The following is a 15,469-nucleotide window of genomic DNA, read 5'->3' as shown; positions in this document are numbered from 1 at the left end:
CATGAAAAAGCTGTTCGCCGGTTTCCTCTTCCTCCTTTTCATTTTGGAAGGTTCCGTTTTCCAATGGTTGCTCCCCCAAGCCTGGGGGAGCACTTTTATCGTTATCCCTCAATTGGTTGTCAGTGGGATGATTGCCATTTCTTTGTATTTGCCGCGGCGGTATGTACTGTTGCTCAGCTTTTTTTTCGGGTTGCTTCATGATGTCGTTTACGGGCCCGCACTTGGCATTTCCGCGATAACCCTTCCGCTCGTCGCGTATGGAACCTACAGGATGGCAGCCCATGTGCCTCCTTTTCAGTGGGTTGCCGGGGTGCTGACCGCATGGGGGCAACTCATCTATCTCATCCTGATTTACGGGTGGGATCGCCTCTTCGATTTTACGGATGTGCCTGTTGTGTTGGCGATGTGGAATTACATTATTCCGTCGACACTGTTTAATGTGATCATCGGCTATCCCATATTCAAGGTGATTCACCTGATTTATCAAAAGAAACGCAATCGGTCGATTATATTTGACACCATTCTCCGTTAATCAAGGCAAATCATCTGTGGCAAGCTGGGGGATGAAGGAAAATGAAGGAGAAGAGCGAAATCATATGTGAGGCGGGGTGACGTTGGATATGGGGAAAACGTTAAAACCGGGCGTAACGATCAAAGGAACCAAAGACGGGTTGTTTTTCTTTCTGGATGATTCGCGCCCCTTTTCTGATGTATTGGCAGATCTTAAAGAAAAGCTGGAAAACTCCCATGCCGCACACATTTGGGACGGCCCGGATTTGAATGTGATCATCAAGTTGGGAAAGAGACAGATTACAAAAGCGGAGGAAATTGCTGTCAGGGAACTGTTTTCCGTCCGCAAAAATTTGATCATACAGGAGTTTGAGTCCGACGACATCCCCTATCTCCTTGGTGGTGAGCAGGATCTTGTCATCAAGTCGGGAACGGTTCGATCAGGTCAGGTATTGATACATAAAGGAAATCTTTTGTTTTTGGGCGATGTCAATCCCGGCGGAACCATTCAGTGTACGGGGAGCATCTATGTTTTGGGAGCCTTGCGCGGATTGGCGCACGCGGGGTGCGAAGGGGATACCAATGCAATCATCGTCGCTTCCGTTTTGCGGCCGACCCAGCTCCGCATCGCTGATGTGATCTCGCGCCCGCCGGACAAATGGGATGAGTCCGAGATTGGCATGCGCTTTGCTTATATGATTGATAACCAGATCGTCGTGGAACGGATTCACCATCTGGGGCAATTGAAACCGGAACTTGAATGGAAAGAAGGGCGCCGTCATTTTTAATAAAATTGGTCTGAAGCAGGATTGAATTTTCAGGGGAAGGAGGGGAGAATGTGGGAGAGAGCATCGTGATTACATCCGGAAAAGGAGGCGTCGGGAAATCGACGTCCTCAGCCAATATCGGCACGGCTTTGGCATTGGCCGGGAAAAAAGTTTGTCTGGTGGATGCCGATATCGGGCTGAGAAATTTGGATGTGCTTTTGGGATTGGAAAATCGAATTATTTATGATCTGGTCGATGCCATCGAAAAAAGATGCCGTATCGATCAGGCGTTAATCCGGGATAAACGTTGTGATGAGCTGTATTTGTTGCCGGCGGCGCAAACAAGAGACAAGAGTTCGATCTCCGGCAACCAATTGCGATGGTTGATTGCGGAGTTAAAGGAGAAGTTCGATTATGTGATTATCGATTGTCCTGCAGGGATTGATCTCGGCTTTCAAAACGCGATTGTCGGGGCGGATCAGGCCATTGTGGTCACAACTCCGGAAAATACGGCGATTCGCGATGCCGACCGCGTCATCGGGCTTTTGGAGAAAGAACAGGTGGCCCCTCCCAAGCTCGTGGTCAACCGTCTTCGCAAGCAGATGGTGAAAGACGGCGGAATGATGGATGTGGACGAAGTTGTGTCTGTGCTGGCGATCGACCTGCTGGGAGTCGTGCCGGATGATGAGCAGGTGATTCGCGCGGGGAATACCGGAGAGCCGATCGTCTATGAAAACCGAAATGCGGCAGGCAAAGCTTATCGAGACATTGCCCGTCGCATCCAGGGGGAAATGGTTCCCCTGATGGTATTGGATAAAGAATCGAATGTGATTACAAAAGTAAAGCGATGGCTCGGTTTTGCCTGAGGCCAAACAGGCGGGCCGATTCCTGCCAAGGTAACCTGGTTCCTTCAAAGCCCGAAGGGACCGGGTTTTTTGCTTTTTGCATATCCCCCCCTTGTCCATCATATCTTGATACAAATGTGAACAATAGGGGTTGGGCAGGATGTACGACTGGGCGCAGAAACACAAAAAGCGCAGAGAAGTTAAATGGCAGGCAATCAGACAAGGACGGGCCCCGCGCTCTTGGGCTGCGAAAAGAAAAGAATGGGATCCGGGTCAGGATTTACTTTCCTATGATGCTTCCCCTTGGAATCAAACAAGCGGCAAAGGACAAGCAAGGGGAAAAAAGGGAGGCCGACTGCGTACACAAATGCTGTTAACCGCAGCTCTCTTTATTTTGACATTGCTCGTTTTCCGTTCACAGTCCCCGGTGCTGAAGCCTGCGGAACAATGGATTTCCGGCGTCATGACGCACGATTTTCAGTTTGCGGGAATGGAAAACTGGTTCAAACGATATTTAGGAGGATCTCCGTCCATTCTTCCGGCGTTTTCCCGTTCTGAGACTGATGAGAAGCCCCGGGAACATCGCTGGCATTCTCCCGTCTTTGGAAAAGTGGTGCTCCCGTTTGATGAACAGCGCAAGGGGATCGTGATCCGAACAGTTGCCCATGCGCGGGTTGCGGCTGCGGATGAAGGATGGGTCATATTTGCCGGGGAGAAACCGGGATTGGGCAAAACAGTGATCATTCAGCATGAGGGAGGGAGCGAGACATGGTATGGCCAATTGGCCGGTATCGACGTCAAACCAAAAGACTGGGTGAAAAAAGGGCAGACTATCGGGAGCATAAGTGAAACAAAAGGACAACCGCTCTTGTATTTTGCCGTGAAACAAAATGATCGATTTATTGATCCGGCGAGCGTGATCGTATTTGATTGACCGCATGAGGCAGAAAATTCGCCTGCGCATTCATCCGCTTTTATGGCTCGTCGCTTGTTCGGCTGTTTGGACAGGCTATTTTATTGAATTTTTCACCTTGTTTGTCCTGGTTCTGATCCATGAAATGGGGCATGTCGCGGCAGCAAGGAGTTATGGCTGGCGCATCCGCGCCGTGGAACTTCTTCCTTTTGGCGGTGTGGCGCAGACGGAGGAGTGGGGAACCGTTCCGGCGAAGGAAGAAGTAGTCGTCGCATTGGCCGGGCCCTTTCAGCATGTGGCGATGATTTTAATCAGCCTGCTTTTTTACGGGACGGGCTGGTGGACGAGGGAATGGACTGAATACTTCATCCACGGCAATGTCATGATCGCCTGTTTTAATCTGTTGCCCATTTATCCGCTGGATGGGGGACGGGTGATGCAAGCGGGGCTGAGTTTTTTGTTCCCTTTTCGGATCTGCATCGATCTTACGCTGTGGGTCAGCAGTTTTCTCTCTCTCGTGCTGGCTGCGGCCGCCCTGTTTTGGTTTAAACAAGGAATTCTCATCCATCTTTTCCTGATCGCCCTCTTTTTGTTATACTCCAACTTGCGGGCACTAAAACAGAGACATTACCAATTCCTGCGTTTTTTGCTTTCCCGTACGCGTTCCCGCATTTCCTCAAAACCCGTTAAAAAAATGACTGTCCATGGCAAGGCCGAGTTGAAAGTAGTCGTACAGATGTTATATAAAGAGCGCTATCATATTTTGGAAGTGACGGATCGCACGGGAAAGGTGATCGGGTTTTTGCCCGAGGAGACGCTGCTCAGCCGGTTTTTGCATCCGCGGTTTTACACCTGTACGGTGGAAGAGCTCTTTTAGGATTAAAGGAAATATTTTACTTGCAACTCGCTTTTGACAATCATCGGCGGATGTGCTAAGATAAGGCTTGTTGTCGATACCGCTCGTGACAGGATCTGCAAGAGACTTCAGTCTCTCCTGTTCATGGCGAGTCCTTTAAGAGGAGGATTAAAGTTCATGTACGCTATTATTCAAACAGGCGGCAAACAGTACCGCGTAGAAAAAGACAGCGTTCTTTTCATCGAAAAATTAAACGCACAAGAAGGTGACACAGTTACCTTCGACCAAGTATTGCTCGTAAACAAAGATGATGAAACCAAAGTTGGTGCTCCGGTTGTAGAAGGCGCCAAAGTAATCGGTAAAGTAGTTAAGCACGGAAAAGGCAAAAAAATTACCGTGTTTAAATATAAACCGAAAAAGAATTATAAACGCAAAAAAGGTCATCGTCAGCCATTCACCAAGGTTGTAATCGAAAGCATCGAAGCATAATGATTCGCATTTTGGTGGAGCGAAACGACCGGGAGCAGGTGGAGCGCGTTCTGATCACGGGGCACGCCAATTACAGCGAGCACGGTACGGATATTGTTTGTGCCGCAGTTTCCGGCATTTCCATCGGATTGGTTAATGCCATTGAAAAGATGTTCGGCTGCAAGGTGCATGCCGATGATGACAGGGAAGGAAAGCTGGATTGCCGTTTCCCGGGGGAATTGTCTGATCCTGCAAAGCGGGAACAGGTTCGCCTGCTCATGGAAGCCATGGTCGTTTCCCTGAAAAATGTGGCTGATGAATTTCCTTCCTATGTTAAAATGAAAGAACGGATTCAATAATGAATGGAAAGAGGTGGAAACCATGTTGAAACTCAATCTGCAATATTTCGCATCGAAAAAAGGTGTAGGTTCCACGAAAAACGGCCGTGACAGCATCTCCAAACGCCTGGGCGTTAAACGCGGAGACGGTCAATTCGTCTTGGCTGGAAACATCTTGGTTCGCCAGCGCGGAACCAAAATTTACCCGGGTGTAAATGTTGGTCGTGGAGGAGACGACACCTTGTTTGCAAAAGCAGACGGTATTGTTCGTTTTGAGCGTATGGGACGCAACAAAAAACGCGTAAGCATTTACCCTGTAGCTGCACAAGAAGCTGCAGCAGCACAAGCCTGAGTGAATTAGGCTGAAGAAACCCCGGCCAAACGGCCGGGGTTTTTCTTTTGTGGAAAAATACTGTAAAATAAGGTCTGACATACATACAAAAGATAGGGGAGATCAAGGTGAGGCGGAGCGGTTTTCAATGGGTGTTACCCTTTGTTCCCACGATTGTTTTGCTTGTGGGCTGGCTCGTCCAACCGTTTGGTCGGACAGGCACAATCCTTTTTTTTCTCGGTTCCTTGCTTTCCCTGGGATTCGGCATCGCCTGTGCCCATCTGCTGAGAAACCGGATGGAGTCCGTCGCCGCAGCGGAACGGATCAGACGAATTTCCAGCATCAAGCGGCATGATTGGATGAATCATATCCAAGTTTTAATGGGATATTTGATGATGAAAAAGGAAGACCGCCTCAAAGCGTACATGCAAAAACTGGTGGAACGGGCGGGTCATGAGCGAAACCTGTCTGAGTCCAGGTATGCTCCGCTTTCCGCATCACTTCTCATTCTTGACGACCGGTTTAAAGACTGGGAAATCGAGTGGAATGTGCCCAAGGCTATTCGGTTTTCGGAAGTTGCCGCCGAGAAAAAGTTGTTTCAACTTCTGGAGACGCTGTTTCAGTTCCTCGAAGCAAAAGGGGAAGCGGAAAAAGGATACGGAAAACTTCAGATCTCTCTGGTTCAAAATGACCCTTGGGTCCATGTGAAAATCAACTGGCAGCTTGATGAACTCCCTTTTCGAATTGCGGAAACGGATGAAAAGACCTTAAAGAATAAACTGCAACGGTGGCAAGCGAAAATGGAGACCCTGTCCGGACGAAACGGGATGGAGGTCGCGTGTTGTTTGAGCCGGCAAGAGTAGGAAGGTGACTGGGACATGTTTGTGGATAAAGTAAAAGTTTATGTAAAAGGCGGAGACGGCGGCAACGGGATGGTTGCCTTTCGGCGCGAGAAATACGTGCCGTACGGGGGCCCCGCGGGTGGAGACGGCGGCGCTGGCGGCGATGTCATTTTTGAAGTGGATGAGGGTTTGCGTACCCTGATGGATTTTCGCTTTCAACGTCACTTCAAAGCAAAACGCGGGGAGAACGGGCGTTCCAAATCCCAACACGGTGCATCGGCGGAAGATCTTGTCGTGAAAGTGCCGCCCGGAACGGTTGTAAAAGATGCGGAAACAGGAGAATGGATTGCTGACCTGACGACAGATGGACAAAGAGCGGTGATCGCCAAAGGAGGACGCGGAGGGCGGGGCAATATCCGTTTTGCCACACCGGCCAATCCGGCACCGGAAATCGCGGAAAACGGAGATCCCGGCCAGGAACGCTGGGTTGAGCTTGAACTGAAACTGTTGGCTGATGTCGGGTTGGTGGGTTACCCGAGCGTGGGGAAATCGACGCTGTTATCGGTCGTTTCTGCGGCAAAGCCCAAAATCGGGGCTTATCATTTTACCACATTGGTTCCCAACCTCGGCATGGTTCAGGTGGGAGAGCGCAGTTTTGTCATGGCCGATCTGCCAGGCCTGATTGAAGGGGCACATGAAGGTGTCGGCTTGGGGCATCAATTTTTGCGTCACGTTGAACGAACCAAAGTGATTGTTCGCGTGATTGACATGGCTGGTTCGGAAGGGCGCGACCCTTATGAGGATTATTTGAAAATCAATGAGGAAATCAGACAGTATCGCGCGGACTTGATCAATCGCCCGCAGATTGTCGCTGCCAACAAAATGGATCTCCCGGAGGCGGAGGAGCATCTTGAACGGTTCAGAGAAAAAATCGGCGATGTGCCGGTTTACCCGATCTCGGCTGCGACGGGACAAGGAGTAAAGGAACTGTTGTTTGCCGTCAGCCGGTTGCTGGATCAGGTGGAACAGGAAGAGTCTGCCCGGCCGGTGTCGGAAGCGCCTGTGGAACGAAAAGTGTATCGCAGTACCGAAGAGGAACCCGCCTTCACCATCCGCCGCGAAAATGAAGTTTATGTCGTGGAAGGAGAGTGGGTGGAAAAATTGGTTCAGCGCACCAACTTCCAATACCATGACAGTGTGCTTCGCTTTGCGCGCACGATCCGCAAAATGGGGATTGAAGATGCGTTGAGAGCGCGTGGTGCCAAAGAAGGGGATACGATTCGCATCGGAGAGATGGAATTTGAATTAAGCGATGGTGCGGATTACTGAGCAAGAAAAAAGCAAGCGGCTCCCAAATGAAATTGGAGCTCCGCTTGCTTTTTTTATTCCAGGTGATGTTCACGCTTGATTTTGTCAAGTAAATGGCGGCATCCGGCCGATACCAGCTCATACGTTTCATCGAAATTACCGGTATACCATGGATCGGGCACTTCAGTGTAGGTCGTGTTCGGAATGAAGTCGACAAAACGATACACGTTGTCCCCGGAATTGCCGGAAAGCTTGTGCAAGTTTTCAACGTTGCGGTTATCCATCCCGATGATGTATGTAAAGTTGGAAAAATCCTCTTTTTTCACCTGCCGGGCTCGTATGCCTTCATAGGAAATTCCGTATTGATCCAGTTTTTTTCGCGTCCCGTGATGCGGAGGTTCACCGGTGTGCCAGTCGCCGGTGCCTGCGGAGTCGACGCGAATCTGGTCATCCAGGCCTTCCTCCCGGACGTAATGGCGGAAAACCGCCTCAGCCATCGGTGAACGGCAGATATTTCCCAAACAGACAAAAAGAACGGAAATCACGATACCAACTCCTTATCTCGATGGTGTATGTGTGGCGTTCCGGCCATTTATTATACCATAAGCAAATGCAGACAATCCTTTTTTGTAAAAGAATGGAAGCGGATCGATGAAAATTGCCGGCCCAATCATGAGACAGATATCTGAACAAAATCGGGAGGTCCTTGTGCCACCAGGTTGATCAGCGATCTCGCATAGAAAAAGTTTTACAAAGGGTCTTGCCTAACAGTACCAGTCCACGTTAAAATGTCCGTAATGGGGAAACATATGTATTTTATTGGAGGACACATATAATGCCGCAAGATCCTTATGCTTTGGTTCGAATCGATATGCTGCCTGAGGCGATCCAGAAAACATTGGAAGCGAAAAAGCTGCTGGAGACAGGAAAAGTATCCAAAGTTCAAGAAGCTGTGGAGAAAGCGGGAATCAGCCGCAGCTCATTTTACAAATACAAGGATGGTGTTTTCCCGTTCCATGCGATGGTCAAGGAAAAAATTGTGACCATCTCCATGATCCTGGAGCATCGGGCCGGCATTCTGTCCAGGGTTTTAAGCTTTTTGGCATCAGCAAGTGCCAGTGTGTTAACCATTCACCAAACGATCCCGCTGCAGGGGGAAGCCAATGTTTCGATGTCTGTCGATACGGCACAGGTAGGGATGGAGATCAATGAACTCTTACAGGGGCTCGTTGATTTACCGGGCGTCAGACGGGCTATTGTCGTAGGAACAGGTGAGTGAGAAGAGAGAGTCAGCAAAGGAGAGGAATAATGAGAAGAGGAATCTTGGAACGCTATCGCGCCTATTTGCCCGTAACGGAGCATACGCCGCATCTGACCCTGTTTGAGGGAGAAACACCGCTTTATCATGCACAAAGGCTGTCCGCTGAGATCGGTGTAAACGTCTATCTCAAACACGAAGGAGCCAATCCCACCGGATCGTTTAAAGACCGCGGGATGGTAATGGCCATCGCCAAAGCGAAGGAAGAAGGAAGCACCGCAGTCATCTGTGCTTCGACTGGCAATACATCCGCATCAGCGGCAGCCTATGCGGCCAGGCTCGGTTTGAAGTGTTACGTCGTGGTGCCCCACGGGCGGATCGCGATGGGGAAATTGGCGCAAGCAGTCATCTATGGAGCAGAAGTATTGGCAATTGAAGGGAATTTTGACCAGGCGCTGGCCATGGTGAGGGAAATCGCGGACCGGTATCCGGTTACGCTGGTCAATTCCTTAAACCCCTACCGGATTGAGGGGCAGAAGACGGCCGCCTTCGAGATTTGTGAACAATTGGGCGAAGCACCGGATATCCTGGCGATTCCGGTGGGGAATGCCGGAAACATCACCGCGTACTGGAAAGGGTTTAAGGAGTATGTTCAGGCGGGGAAGGCTCGCAAACTGCCGAAAATGTGGGGATTTGAGGCAGAAGGAGCCGCAGCCATCGTCCGCGGTGAACCAATTAGTGAACCGGAAACGATTGCGACGGCCATTCGCATCGGCAATCCGGCCAGTTGGAAAAAGGCGGAAGCGGCGGCGGATGAGTCAGGAGGATGCATCGACTTTGTCACTGATGAGCAAATTTTGGAGGCTTACCGGAAAATAGCCGAGTGGGAAGGGGTTTTCTGTGAACCCGCTTCAGCCGCTTCGGTAGCCGGTCTGATCAAAATGGCGCAGCTTGGGAAATGCAAACCGGGGAGCAAAGCCGTCTGCGTATTGACGGGAAACGGATTAAAAGATCCGCAAACGGCGCTTCATGCCACCGAAGTGAAACCCAAGGTGATTCCCGGAGAAATGAAGGCGGTTTTGGAATGGATCAATGTGGAAATGGATTCGGCCGTATGAGAGAGTTTGCGCCGTTTGAGGTGGTTGTGCCTTGCAGTACGGCGAATTTGGGCCCCGGTTTTGATTCGATCGGTATGGCATTAAACCGGTATCTGCGCTTGCGTTTTTCACCGGCGAAGGAGTTGAGCCTTTCCGTCAGCGGGCCGTATGGAGCCGGAATTGAACTGGATCAGGATAACCTGATTGTTTCCGTCATGAAGCAGGCTTGCGCTGAAATGGGACTTTCTCTTATTCCATTTCAACTGGAGATCGAAAATGAGATCCCGCTTGCCCGCGGACTGGGCAGCAGCGCGGCCGCCATCGTTGGAGCCTGTATGGCGGTTAACCATTTGTATCAGTTTGGATGGGACCGGGAGGAGATACTTAAGCGGGCTACAAAGTACGAAGGGCATCCGGACAATGTCGGGGCATCGATCTTTGGCGGGGTGGTGATCGGATCGTGGGATGGGCGGAAGGCGCACCTGCTTTCCAGCGAAGCGCCTAATCTGCCGATCGTCGTTGCCATACCCAAACGCCCTCTTTCCACCAAACTGGCCCGGCATGTTTTACCCAGTTTTTATGACAAGGAAACGACCGTTTTATCCAGCAGCAGGGCCAACCTGCTGGTAGCCGCCCTGTTGCAAAAACGGTGGGATTTGCTCCAAGTTGCCATGCAGGATTTATTTCATCAGCCATATCGGGAAACGCTGGTTCCCGGATTGCGGGAAATTCTGAAAAATGCGGTTAAAAACGGTGCGTACGGAGCTGCTTTGAGCGGAGCGGGGCCGACGATCCTTGCGTTTGCCCGGGATGGGGAACGTTTGACAAGATATTTTAAAAGCGTTTTTTCGGAAATGAATATCCCGGCGGACATCACTGACCTGAAAGCGTCACAAACGGGGGCATTTGTCCAGTTGACAGCAGAGCAAAAACGTAGTAGAGTCTTGGGAAAAATATAAGGAGCAGGGTTATGAAAGAAGTCGTAGCCTATTTGGGACCAGCTGGAACCTTTACCCATGCGGCTGCAGAGTGGTTATTTCCGGAGAAACACGCGGTTTTGCAGCCGTATTCCACGATCCCCGACTGTTTGCAAGCAGTTGCGGACAGAGAAGTTCAGTTTGCCGTCGTTCCGGTGGAGAATGCCATCGAAGGATCGGTCAATTCAACATTGGATTGGCTGATTCATTATATTGATGTCCCGATCGTTGCCGAACTGGTTTATCCGATTGCGCAATGCCTGATGGTTCATCCGTCGCAAAAGCACCGTCCGCTGCGGGAATTCAGAAAAATTTTGTCCCATCCCCAAGCGATTGCGCAGTGCCAACGGACGCTTCGGCAAAAAGCGCCCATGGCTGAATTTGTCTTTACCGACAGTACGGCCAAAGCGGCCGGACTCATAAAGGAACAGCCTGATCAACCATGGATGGCCGTCGGTCCGGCCAAAGCGGCGGAATTTAACGGATTGTCGATCCTGATGGAAAATATGCAGGATCATCAAAATAATTTTACGCGTTTCCTCGCAGTCGGGTGGAAAGAGAAGGAAAACCGTCAATCTGCCGATTTTTGCAAAACGAGTTTGCAGATTACGCTTCCCTCAGATTACCCGGGAGCGTTGTATCAGGTTTTGGCCGCTTTTTCATGGCGCAAGATCAATTTGTGCCGGATAGAATCACGGCCGACGAAGACGGGGCTGGGAAATTATTATTTTATCATCGATGCTGAGTTGCCTGTTGACCATCTGTTGATGCAGGGGGCCATTTCTGAAATTGAAGTGTTGGGGTGCCATGTGCGGATACTGGGTTCCTTCCCCTGTTTTTATAAAAAAGTTATGAAAAAATAGCGTCGAAATCAAATTTTGCACAAAATGATTGACAGTTTTATAGCATGGGGATATAATGATTTACAAATTTATTAAGAGGAAATTTTCAGTCTTATCAGAAGGGTACCTAGGGTTCCGTCCATTTGATTCAAGGGAGTCTGGACCAAGCGGTATCGGCACCGGGATATGGTGTACACCGTGGGGATAAAAGCCTCCAGCGGCAGGTTCTGATGCAAGGGATCAAACTGTGCCGTCGGAGGCTTTTTCTAATTTCTGATGTTGGGGAATATCCGCTGCATCGTGTCATTGAGTAAACAAAAATCACCAAAACGAGGAGGAAGGCAACATGACGGCTGACGAGCGCTGGGTATTTATCAATGGGGAGTACAAGAGGAAAGAAGAAGCTGTGGTCTCCGTTTTTGATCATGGCTTCCTTTATGGAGACGGTATTTTTGAAGGAATTCGCGTTTATGACGGAAATATTTTCAGATTGAAGGAACATATCGAGCGTCTGTACGACTCTGCCAAATCGATTTTGCTCCATTTGCCGTATACCCGGGAAGAGATGGAGGATCTGGTCTGCGAGGCGGTTCGCAAAAATGGGTTGCGCGATGCTTACATTCGTCTGGTCGTTTCCCGTGGCCCCGGAGATCTCGGGCTTGATCCCTCCAAGTGTAAGTCGCCGAATGTGATCATCATTGTTGATCAAGTCCGCTTGTTTGCTCGTGAGATGTATGAAAAGGGGATTTCCGTGATCACGGTGCCGACGCGGAGAAATATCCCGGATGCTCTCGATCCAAAAATCAAATCCTTAAATTATCTCAATAATATTCTTGTTCGTATAGAAGCCAACAAGGCCGGTGTTGCCGAAGCGTTGATGCTGGGAATGAACGGGTATGTGGCTGAAGGTTCGGGAGACAACGTTTTTATCGTGAAACGAGGCGTTCTTTATACTCCTCCCTGCTATATCGGTGCGCTGGAGGGAGTGACGCGCAACGCGATCATGGAACTGGCGGAAAAATTGGGGTATGTCGTCAAAGAACAGCCTTTTACCCGCCACGATGTCTATGTGGCTGATGAGGTGTTCCTCACCGGAACGGCAGCGGAAGTGATTCCGGTGGTCGAAGTTGACGGACGTTCCATTGGAACCGGAGTACCGGGGGTTATTGCCAAACAGTTAATGGAGGAATTTGCCAAAGTCGTCAAGGTGGACGGAATTCATGCCTACGGCGGGCATCAGGCTCAAGTGAGATGAGCCAAAAGAGGCTGTATTGCCAATCCGGCGATACAGCCTCTTTTTATTTCAATACCATCAAGCGAGGATGTCGCGGCGGGTAAAGACGACAAAGGCTACCAGAAGGGAAAGAAGCGACCATATGATTAAAACGGCGAGAGAGAAAGGAAGACTCATTCCTTCGACCAGGGTCGGATGCCCTGAGAGATAATCGGTTAAGCCCAGATTGGTAAAGGCAAGGTATTTCAGCGCTTCCCAGGACGGGGCCAACTGGCTGAGCAAGCCTCCCGAGATCACGGCTGCCAGCATGATCCCCATGCTTGAAGCCGTGCTCCTGACCAAAACGGAGACCATAAATGAGATGGTGCCGATCGCGCAGCAGGAAAACCAGGCCAATCCGTAAGCCATTAAGTCATATTTCCATTGCGGCAAAAGATGGACATGGGTGGTGACCAGATTGTTTCCGTTTTGCGAAAAGCCTGTTAAAACCGGCATGGTCCATCCTTCATAGCCGAAAACCGCGCCAGAGATGACATAACCGAGAACGGCCGTCATAAGAATGAGGAAAGAAGTTCCCAGCAACAAGGCGATATATTTGCTGAGCAAGATTTTGAAACGGGGCACGGGCCGGGTTAGCAACAGCTTGATCGTCCCAGCCGAATGTTCGGATGAAACAATATCCGCAGCCAGGATGACGACAAGCAGCGGCAAAAAGAGTTCGACCGCCTGTTCCACAAATTTGCGGATAAAGGTCGGTCCTCCCGGCGCGGTCGGATTGATGTCATGGTCCAAATAGTATTGTTGCTGCTCAATGTTCAATTTCAGATATTTTTTCCATTCATCCGGGATCTGATTGGATGACAGGCGGTTTTGCGCATCAACGATTTGTTGCGTCAGAAGCGCATGCCAATCGGAAGTGCCCAATCGTTCCATGGTCTCTTTTGTCGTCCGGTACTGGGCATATGTAAAAATGGGAATCAAAATAAGCAAAATCAGGGCGATGACCCAGATCCGCTTTTTGCGAATCAGCTTCATCATTTCGTTATAGATCAGATGCTGCACTTTCCACTCCTCCTGTCATTTGCAAAAAGATATCCTCAAGGGTCGGGCGGTGTGTGCGGATCTCATGGACCAGAATCTGCTTATCAACCAAGGAGCGATTGGTTTCCGCTATTTTTTCAGCCGGCATATGAACGAGAATTCGCCCGTCATCCGGCTGTTCCCATCGGGTGACATAAGGCAGGGATTGCAGCACTTTCAGCCCGCGGTCGGCCGGTTCGATTTTCCATTCGACCATGGATTGGTCTCCGACGAGTTCGCCGATGGGGCCGGTTTGAACCAGCTTTCCCTGGTGAATGATGGCCACACGGTCGCACATCAACTGCACCTCATGTAAAATATGGCTGGAGACAAAAACACTGATTCCATCCTTGCGGGCAAGTTTGCGAATGAAGGCGCGCAATTCGCGAATTCCGGCCGGATCCAGGCCGTTAGTCGGTTCATCAAGAATGAGGAGTTTCGGTTTTCCCAACAATGCCTGCGCAATGCCGAGACGTTGTCTCATGCCGAGTGAATAGGTTTTGACAGGATCATCGATGCGTTCCGTCAGTTCGACTTGTTCCACCACCTCACGGATACGGGCATGATCGATGCGGGCCATCCGGGCAAACAATTCCAAATTTTCCCTTCCGGTTAGGTACGGGTATAATTCCGGGTTTTCGACAATACAGCCCACATGGGAAATCGCTTTTAAAAAGTCGGTTTGCAAATCATAGCCGCCGATTTTTACCTTTCCTTTGCTGGGGCGGATCAGTCCGACCAACATGCGGATCGTCGTCGTTTTTCCCGCTCCGTTGGGCCCGAGAAAACCAAAAATCTCCCCTTCGCCTACTTCAAAGGAGATATCCTGAACAATTGTTCTCCTGCGAATCGTTTTGCTTAAACCTTCGACGTACAACACCGGTTTATTTTGTTTGGCCATCAGTCGTTTCCTCCTTCGGCGGGTCTTGGATCACTTGCCACAAGCGTTCCACCATGCGCTCATAGCCCAGATGGTTCGGATGGAAATGGTCACTGTACAAATATTTCCCCGGATCCATGGCGAACAGGTCAAACGTGGGGATGACGATCACGCGATCAAATTGCACCGCTGTTTGCGAAATTGTGTTGTTCCAGGCAGTCACGAGACGCGAAGCGAGGTTTGCTTCCGGCAAGTCGCCGAATGGATTGTAGATGTCAAACAGATAGACCGTTGCCTTGGGATTGCATGTTCGTATTTCCGTCAGGATATCGGTCAGGTTTTGCTGATATTGAAGCCGGCTTTTCTCGGCGGCAGCCACATCGATCTTTTTCAGACTGCCGCTGCTTTGAAACAAATCATTGCTTCCGATGGTCATGACAATCCACTTCGCGTTTTTGAGCAGATTTTGTATGTGCGGCTGTTTGATCTGCCGGCGCAACTCATCGGACGTCAGCCCGCTGACAGCCAGGTTTACGCTGCTCATCGGTTCCTTTTCCCTTAAGGTTAATTGCGTTTTGACAATGCCAAAATACCCCTGCCCGCCGGGGTCGCCAATTCCCCGCGTCAGTGAATCGCCCAGCCCGAGCAGCAATCCGCCGGCCGGGACGGGAAGAGTTTCATTTGGCTTTGATGAGGCCTTCACGCTTTCGGAACCGGACGGCTGAAGAATATCCCGGATGCCCCAGGCACATCCCAGCGCCAAAAACAGAAAGGAACAGACAGACAGGAAATAGATTGTGTTCCAGAGCGATTTTTTTACCATAAGCGATCCTTCTTTCCGTCGAGTTGATCTGAGCAGGATTTTTTGAGTACCTTCTTATTTTAAAGCAATTTTTAAACAAAAATTTCTGTAAGGAAAAAAA

Annotated in this window: 19 protein-coding genes; 15 read left to right on the top strand and 4 right to left on the bottom strand. The window is 50.1% G+C overall.

What is annotated here, in order from left to right:
- The first annotated feature begins 1 nt into the window (after position 1).
- The 10 genes from mreD (at position 2) to obgE (ending at position 7,199) form a co-directional block, all read left to right on the top strand.
- Positions 2–532 (top strand): rod shape-determining protein MreD, encoded by a 531-nt coding sequence (gene mreD / locus JG50_RS18530; RefSeq protein ID WP_052153863.1) that lies wholly within the window; start codon positions 2–4, stop codon positions 530–532.
- An 88-nt stretch (positions 533–620) separates the two neighbouring features.
- On the top strand, positions 621–1,298 hold the full coding sequence (locus tag JG50_RS0100905; protein ID WP_033099219.1) for a septum site-determining protein MinC: 678 nt from the start codon (positions 621–623) through the stop codon (positions 1,296–1,298).
- A 50-nt stretch (positions 1,299–1,348) separates the two neighbouring features.
- Positions 1,349–2,143, top strand: a complete 795-nt coding sequence (gene minD / locus JG50_RS0100900; protein ID WP_033099218.1) for a septum site-determining protein MinD — start codon at positions 1,349–1,351, stop codon at positions 2,141–2,143.
- 139 nt (positions 2,144–2,282) lie between these two features.
- On the top strand, positions 2,283–3,056 hold the full coding sequence (locus tag JG50_RS0100895) for a M23 family metallopeptidase (protein WP_052153862.1): 774 nt from the start codon (positions 2,283–2,285) through the stop codon (positions 3,054–3,056).
- Entirely contained in the window at positions 3,049–3,912 is an 864-nt protein-coding gene (locus JG50_RS0100890) for a M50 family metallopeptidase (RefSeq protein WP_052153861.1), read from the top strand. The genes JG50_RS0100895 and JG50_RS0100890 overlap by 8 nt, the downstream gene beginning before the upstream one ends.
- Positions 3,913–4,068: 156 nt before the next feature.
- Positions 4,069–4,380, top strand: a complete 312-nt coding sequence (gene rplU, locus JG50_RS0100885) for a 50S ribosomal protein L21 (protein ID WP_033099217.1) — start codon at positions 4,069–4,071, stop codon at positions 4,378–4,380.
- Positions 4,380–4,718, top strand: a complete 339-nt coding sequence (locus JG50_RS0100880) for a ribosomal-processing cysteine protease Prp (protein WP_033099216.1) — start codon at positions 4,380–4,382, stop codon at positions 4,716–4,718. The genes rplU and JG50_RS0100880 overlap by 1 nt, the downstream gene beginning before the upstream one ends.
- 22 nt (positions 4,719–4,740) lie before the next feature.
- Positions 4,741–5,049, top strand: coding sequence for a 50S ribosomal protein L27 (gene rpmA / locus JG50_RS0100875; RefSeq protein WP_033099215.1), 309 nt, complete (start codon positions 4,741–4,743; stop codon positions 5,047–5,049).
- A 107-nt stretch (positions 5,050–5,156) separates the two neighbouring features.
- Positions 5,157–5,891, top strand: coding sequence for a Spo0B domain-containing protein (locus JG50_RS0100870; RefSeq protein WP_033099214.1), 735 nt, complete (start codon positions 5,157–5,159; stop codon positions 5,889–5,891).
- 15 nt (positions 5,892–5,906) lie between these two features.
- Complete coding sequence (obgE, locus tag JG50_RS0100865; RefSeq protein WP_033099213.1) at positions 5,907–7,199, top strand: GTPase ObgE; 1,293 nt, start codon at positions 5,907–5,909, stop codon at positions 7,197–7,199.
- A 53-nt stretch (positions 7,200–7,252) separates the two neighbouring features.
- On the opposite strand, the gene JG50_RS0100860 is transcribed toward obgE, so the two are convergent.
- Positions 7,253–7,723, bottom strand: coding sequence for a low molecular weight protein-tyrosine-phosphatase (locus tag JG50_RS0100860; RefSeq protein ID WP_033099212.1), 471 nt, complete (start codon positions 7,721–7,723; stop codon positions 7,253–7,255).
- 290 nt (positions 7,724–8,013) lie between these two features.
- On the opposite strand from JG50_RS0100860, the gene JG50_RS0100855 reads away from it, so the two are divergent.
- From JG50_RS0100855 to ilvE, 5 genes are all read left to right on the top strand, one after another.
- A complete protein-coding gene (locus tag JG50_RS0100855; RefSeq protein ID WP_033099211.1) occupies positions 8,014–8,457 on the top strand; it encodes an ACT domain-containing protein in 444 nt (147 codons plus the stop codon).
- A 29-nt stretch (positions 8,458–8,486) separates the two neighbouring features.
- Complete coding sequence (thrC, locus tag JG50_RS0100850) at positions 8,487–9,554, top strand: threonine synthase (RefSeq protein ID WP_033099210.1); 1,068 nt, start codon at positions 8,487–8,489, stop codon at positions 9,552–9,554.
- On the top strand, positions 9,521–10,492 hold the full coding sequence (thrB, locus tag JG50_RS0100845; RefSeq protein WP_081943632.1) for a homoserine kinase: 972 nt from the start codon (positions 9,521–9,523) through the stop codon (positions 10,490–10,492). Before thrC ends, thrB begins: the two co-directional genes overlap by 34 nt.
- An 11-nt stretch (positions 10,493–10,503) precedes the next feature.
- Positions 10,504–11,373: a prephenate dehydratase gene (pheA, locus tag JG50_RS0100840; RefSeq protein ID WP_033099209.1), complete on the top strand. Its 870-nt coding sequence runs from the start codon at positions 10,504–10,506 to the stop codon at positions 11,371–11,373.
- 325 nt (positions 11,374–11,698) lie between these two features.
- Positions 11,699–12,607 carry a branched-chain-amino-acid transaminase gene (ilvE, locus tag JG50_RS0100835; protein WP_033099208.1) on the top strand — a complete coding sequence of 303 codons (909 nt, stop codon included), beginning with the start codon at positions 11,699–11,701 and terminating at the stop codon, positions 12,605–12,607.
- A gap of 57 nt (positions 12,608–12,664) precedes the next feature.
- Here the strand turns inward: ilvE and JG50_RS0100830 are convergent, their stop codons facing one another.
- The 3 genes from JG50_RS0100830 to JG50_RS0100820 are packed head-to-tail and all read right to left on the bottom strand — an operon-like array spanning position 12,665 to position 15,369.
- Entirely contained in the window at positions 12,665–13,648 is a 984-nt protein-coding gene (locus tag JG50_RS0100830; protein WP_033099207.1) for an ABC transporter permease, read from the bottom strand.
- Complete coding sequence (locus JG50_RS0100825; protein WP_033099206.1) at positions 13,629–14,567, bottom strand: ABC transporter ATP-binding protein; 939 nt, start codon at positions 14,565–14,567, stop codon at positions 13,629–13,631. The genes JG50_RS0100830 and JG50_RS0100825 overlap by 20 nt, the downstream gene beginning before the upstream one ends.
- Positions 14,551–15,369, bottom strand: a complete 819-nt coding sequence (locus tag JG50_RS0100820) for a GDSL-type esterase/lipase family protein (protein WP_052153860.1) — start codon at positions 15,367–15,369, stop codon at positions 14,551–14,553. Before JG50_RS0100820 ends, JG50_RS0100825 begins: the two co-directional genes overlap by 17 nt.
- Positions 15,370–15,469: the final 100 nt, after the last annotated feature.

The organism is Thermoactinomyces daqus (assembly GCF_000763315.1).
GTDB lineage: Bacteria > Bacillota > Bacilli > Thermoactinomycetales > Thermoactinomycetaceae > Thermoactinomyces_A > Thermoactinomyces_A daqus.
This window is presented reverse-complemented; position numbering and strand designations above follow the sequence as displayed.

Coding starts and splice junctions, on each gene's coding strand:
- mreD (WP_052153863.1), top strand. CDS start 2: ATGAAAAAGCTGTTCGCCGGTTTCCTCTTCCTCCTTTTCATTTTGGAA.
- JG50_RS0100905 (WP_033099219.1), top strand. CDS start 621: ATGGGGAAAACGTTAAAACCGGGCGTAACGATCAAAGGAACCAAAGAC.
- JG50_RS0100895 (WP_052153862.1), top strand. CDS start 2,283: ATGTACGACTGGGCGCAGAAACACAAAAAGCGCAGAGAAGTTAAATGG.
- rplU (WP_033099217.1), top strand. CDS start 4,069: ATGTACGCTATTATTCAAACAGGCGGCAAACAGTACCGCGTAGAAAAA.
- JG50_RS0100880 (WP_033099216.1), top strand. CDS start 4,380: ATGATTCGCATTTTGGTGGAGCGAAACGACCGGGAGCAGGTGGAGCGC.
- rpmA (WP_033099215.1), top strand. CDS start 4,741: ATGTTGAAACTCAATCTGCAATATTTCGCATCGAAAAAAGGTGTAGGT.
- obgE (WP_033099213.1), top strand. CDS start 5,907: ATGTTTGTGGATAAAGTAAAAGTTTATGTAAAAGGCGGAGACGGCGGC.
- JG50_RS0100855 (WP_033099211.1), top strand. CDS start 8,014: ATGCCGCAAGATCCTTATGCTTTGGTTCGAATCGATATGCTGCCTGAG.
- thrC (WP_033099210.1), top strand. CDS start 8,487: ATGAGAAGAGGAATCTTGGAACGCTATCGCGCCTATTTGCCCGTAACG.
- thrB (WP_081943632.1), top strand. CDS start 9,521: ATGGATCAATGTGGAAATGGATTCGGCCGTATGAGAGAGTTTGCGCCG.
- pheA (WP_033099209.1), top strand. CDS start 10,504: ATGAAAGAAGTCGTAGCCTATTTGGGACCAGCTGGAACCTTTACCCAT.
- ilvE (WP_033099208.1), top strand. CDS start 11,699: ATGACGGCTGACGAGCGCTGGGTATTTATCAATGGGGAGTACAAGAGG.
- JG50_RS0100825 (WP_033099206.1), bottom strand. CDS start 14,567: ATGGCCAAACAAAATAAACCGGTGTTGTACGTCGAAGGTTTAAGCAAA.
- JG50_RS0100820 (WP_052153860.1), bottom strand. CDS start 15,369: ATGGTAAAAAAATCGCTCTGGAACACAATCTATTTCCTGTCTGTCTGT.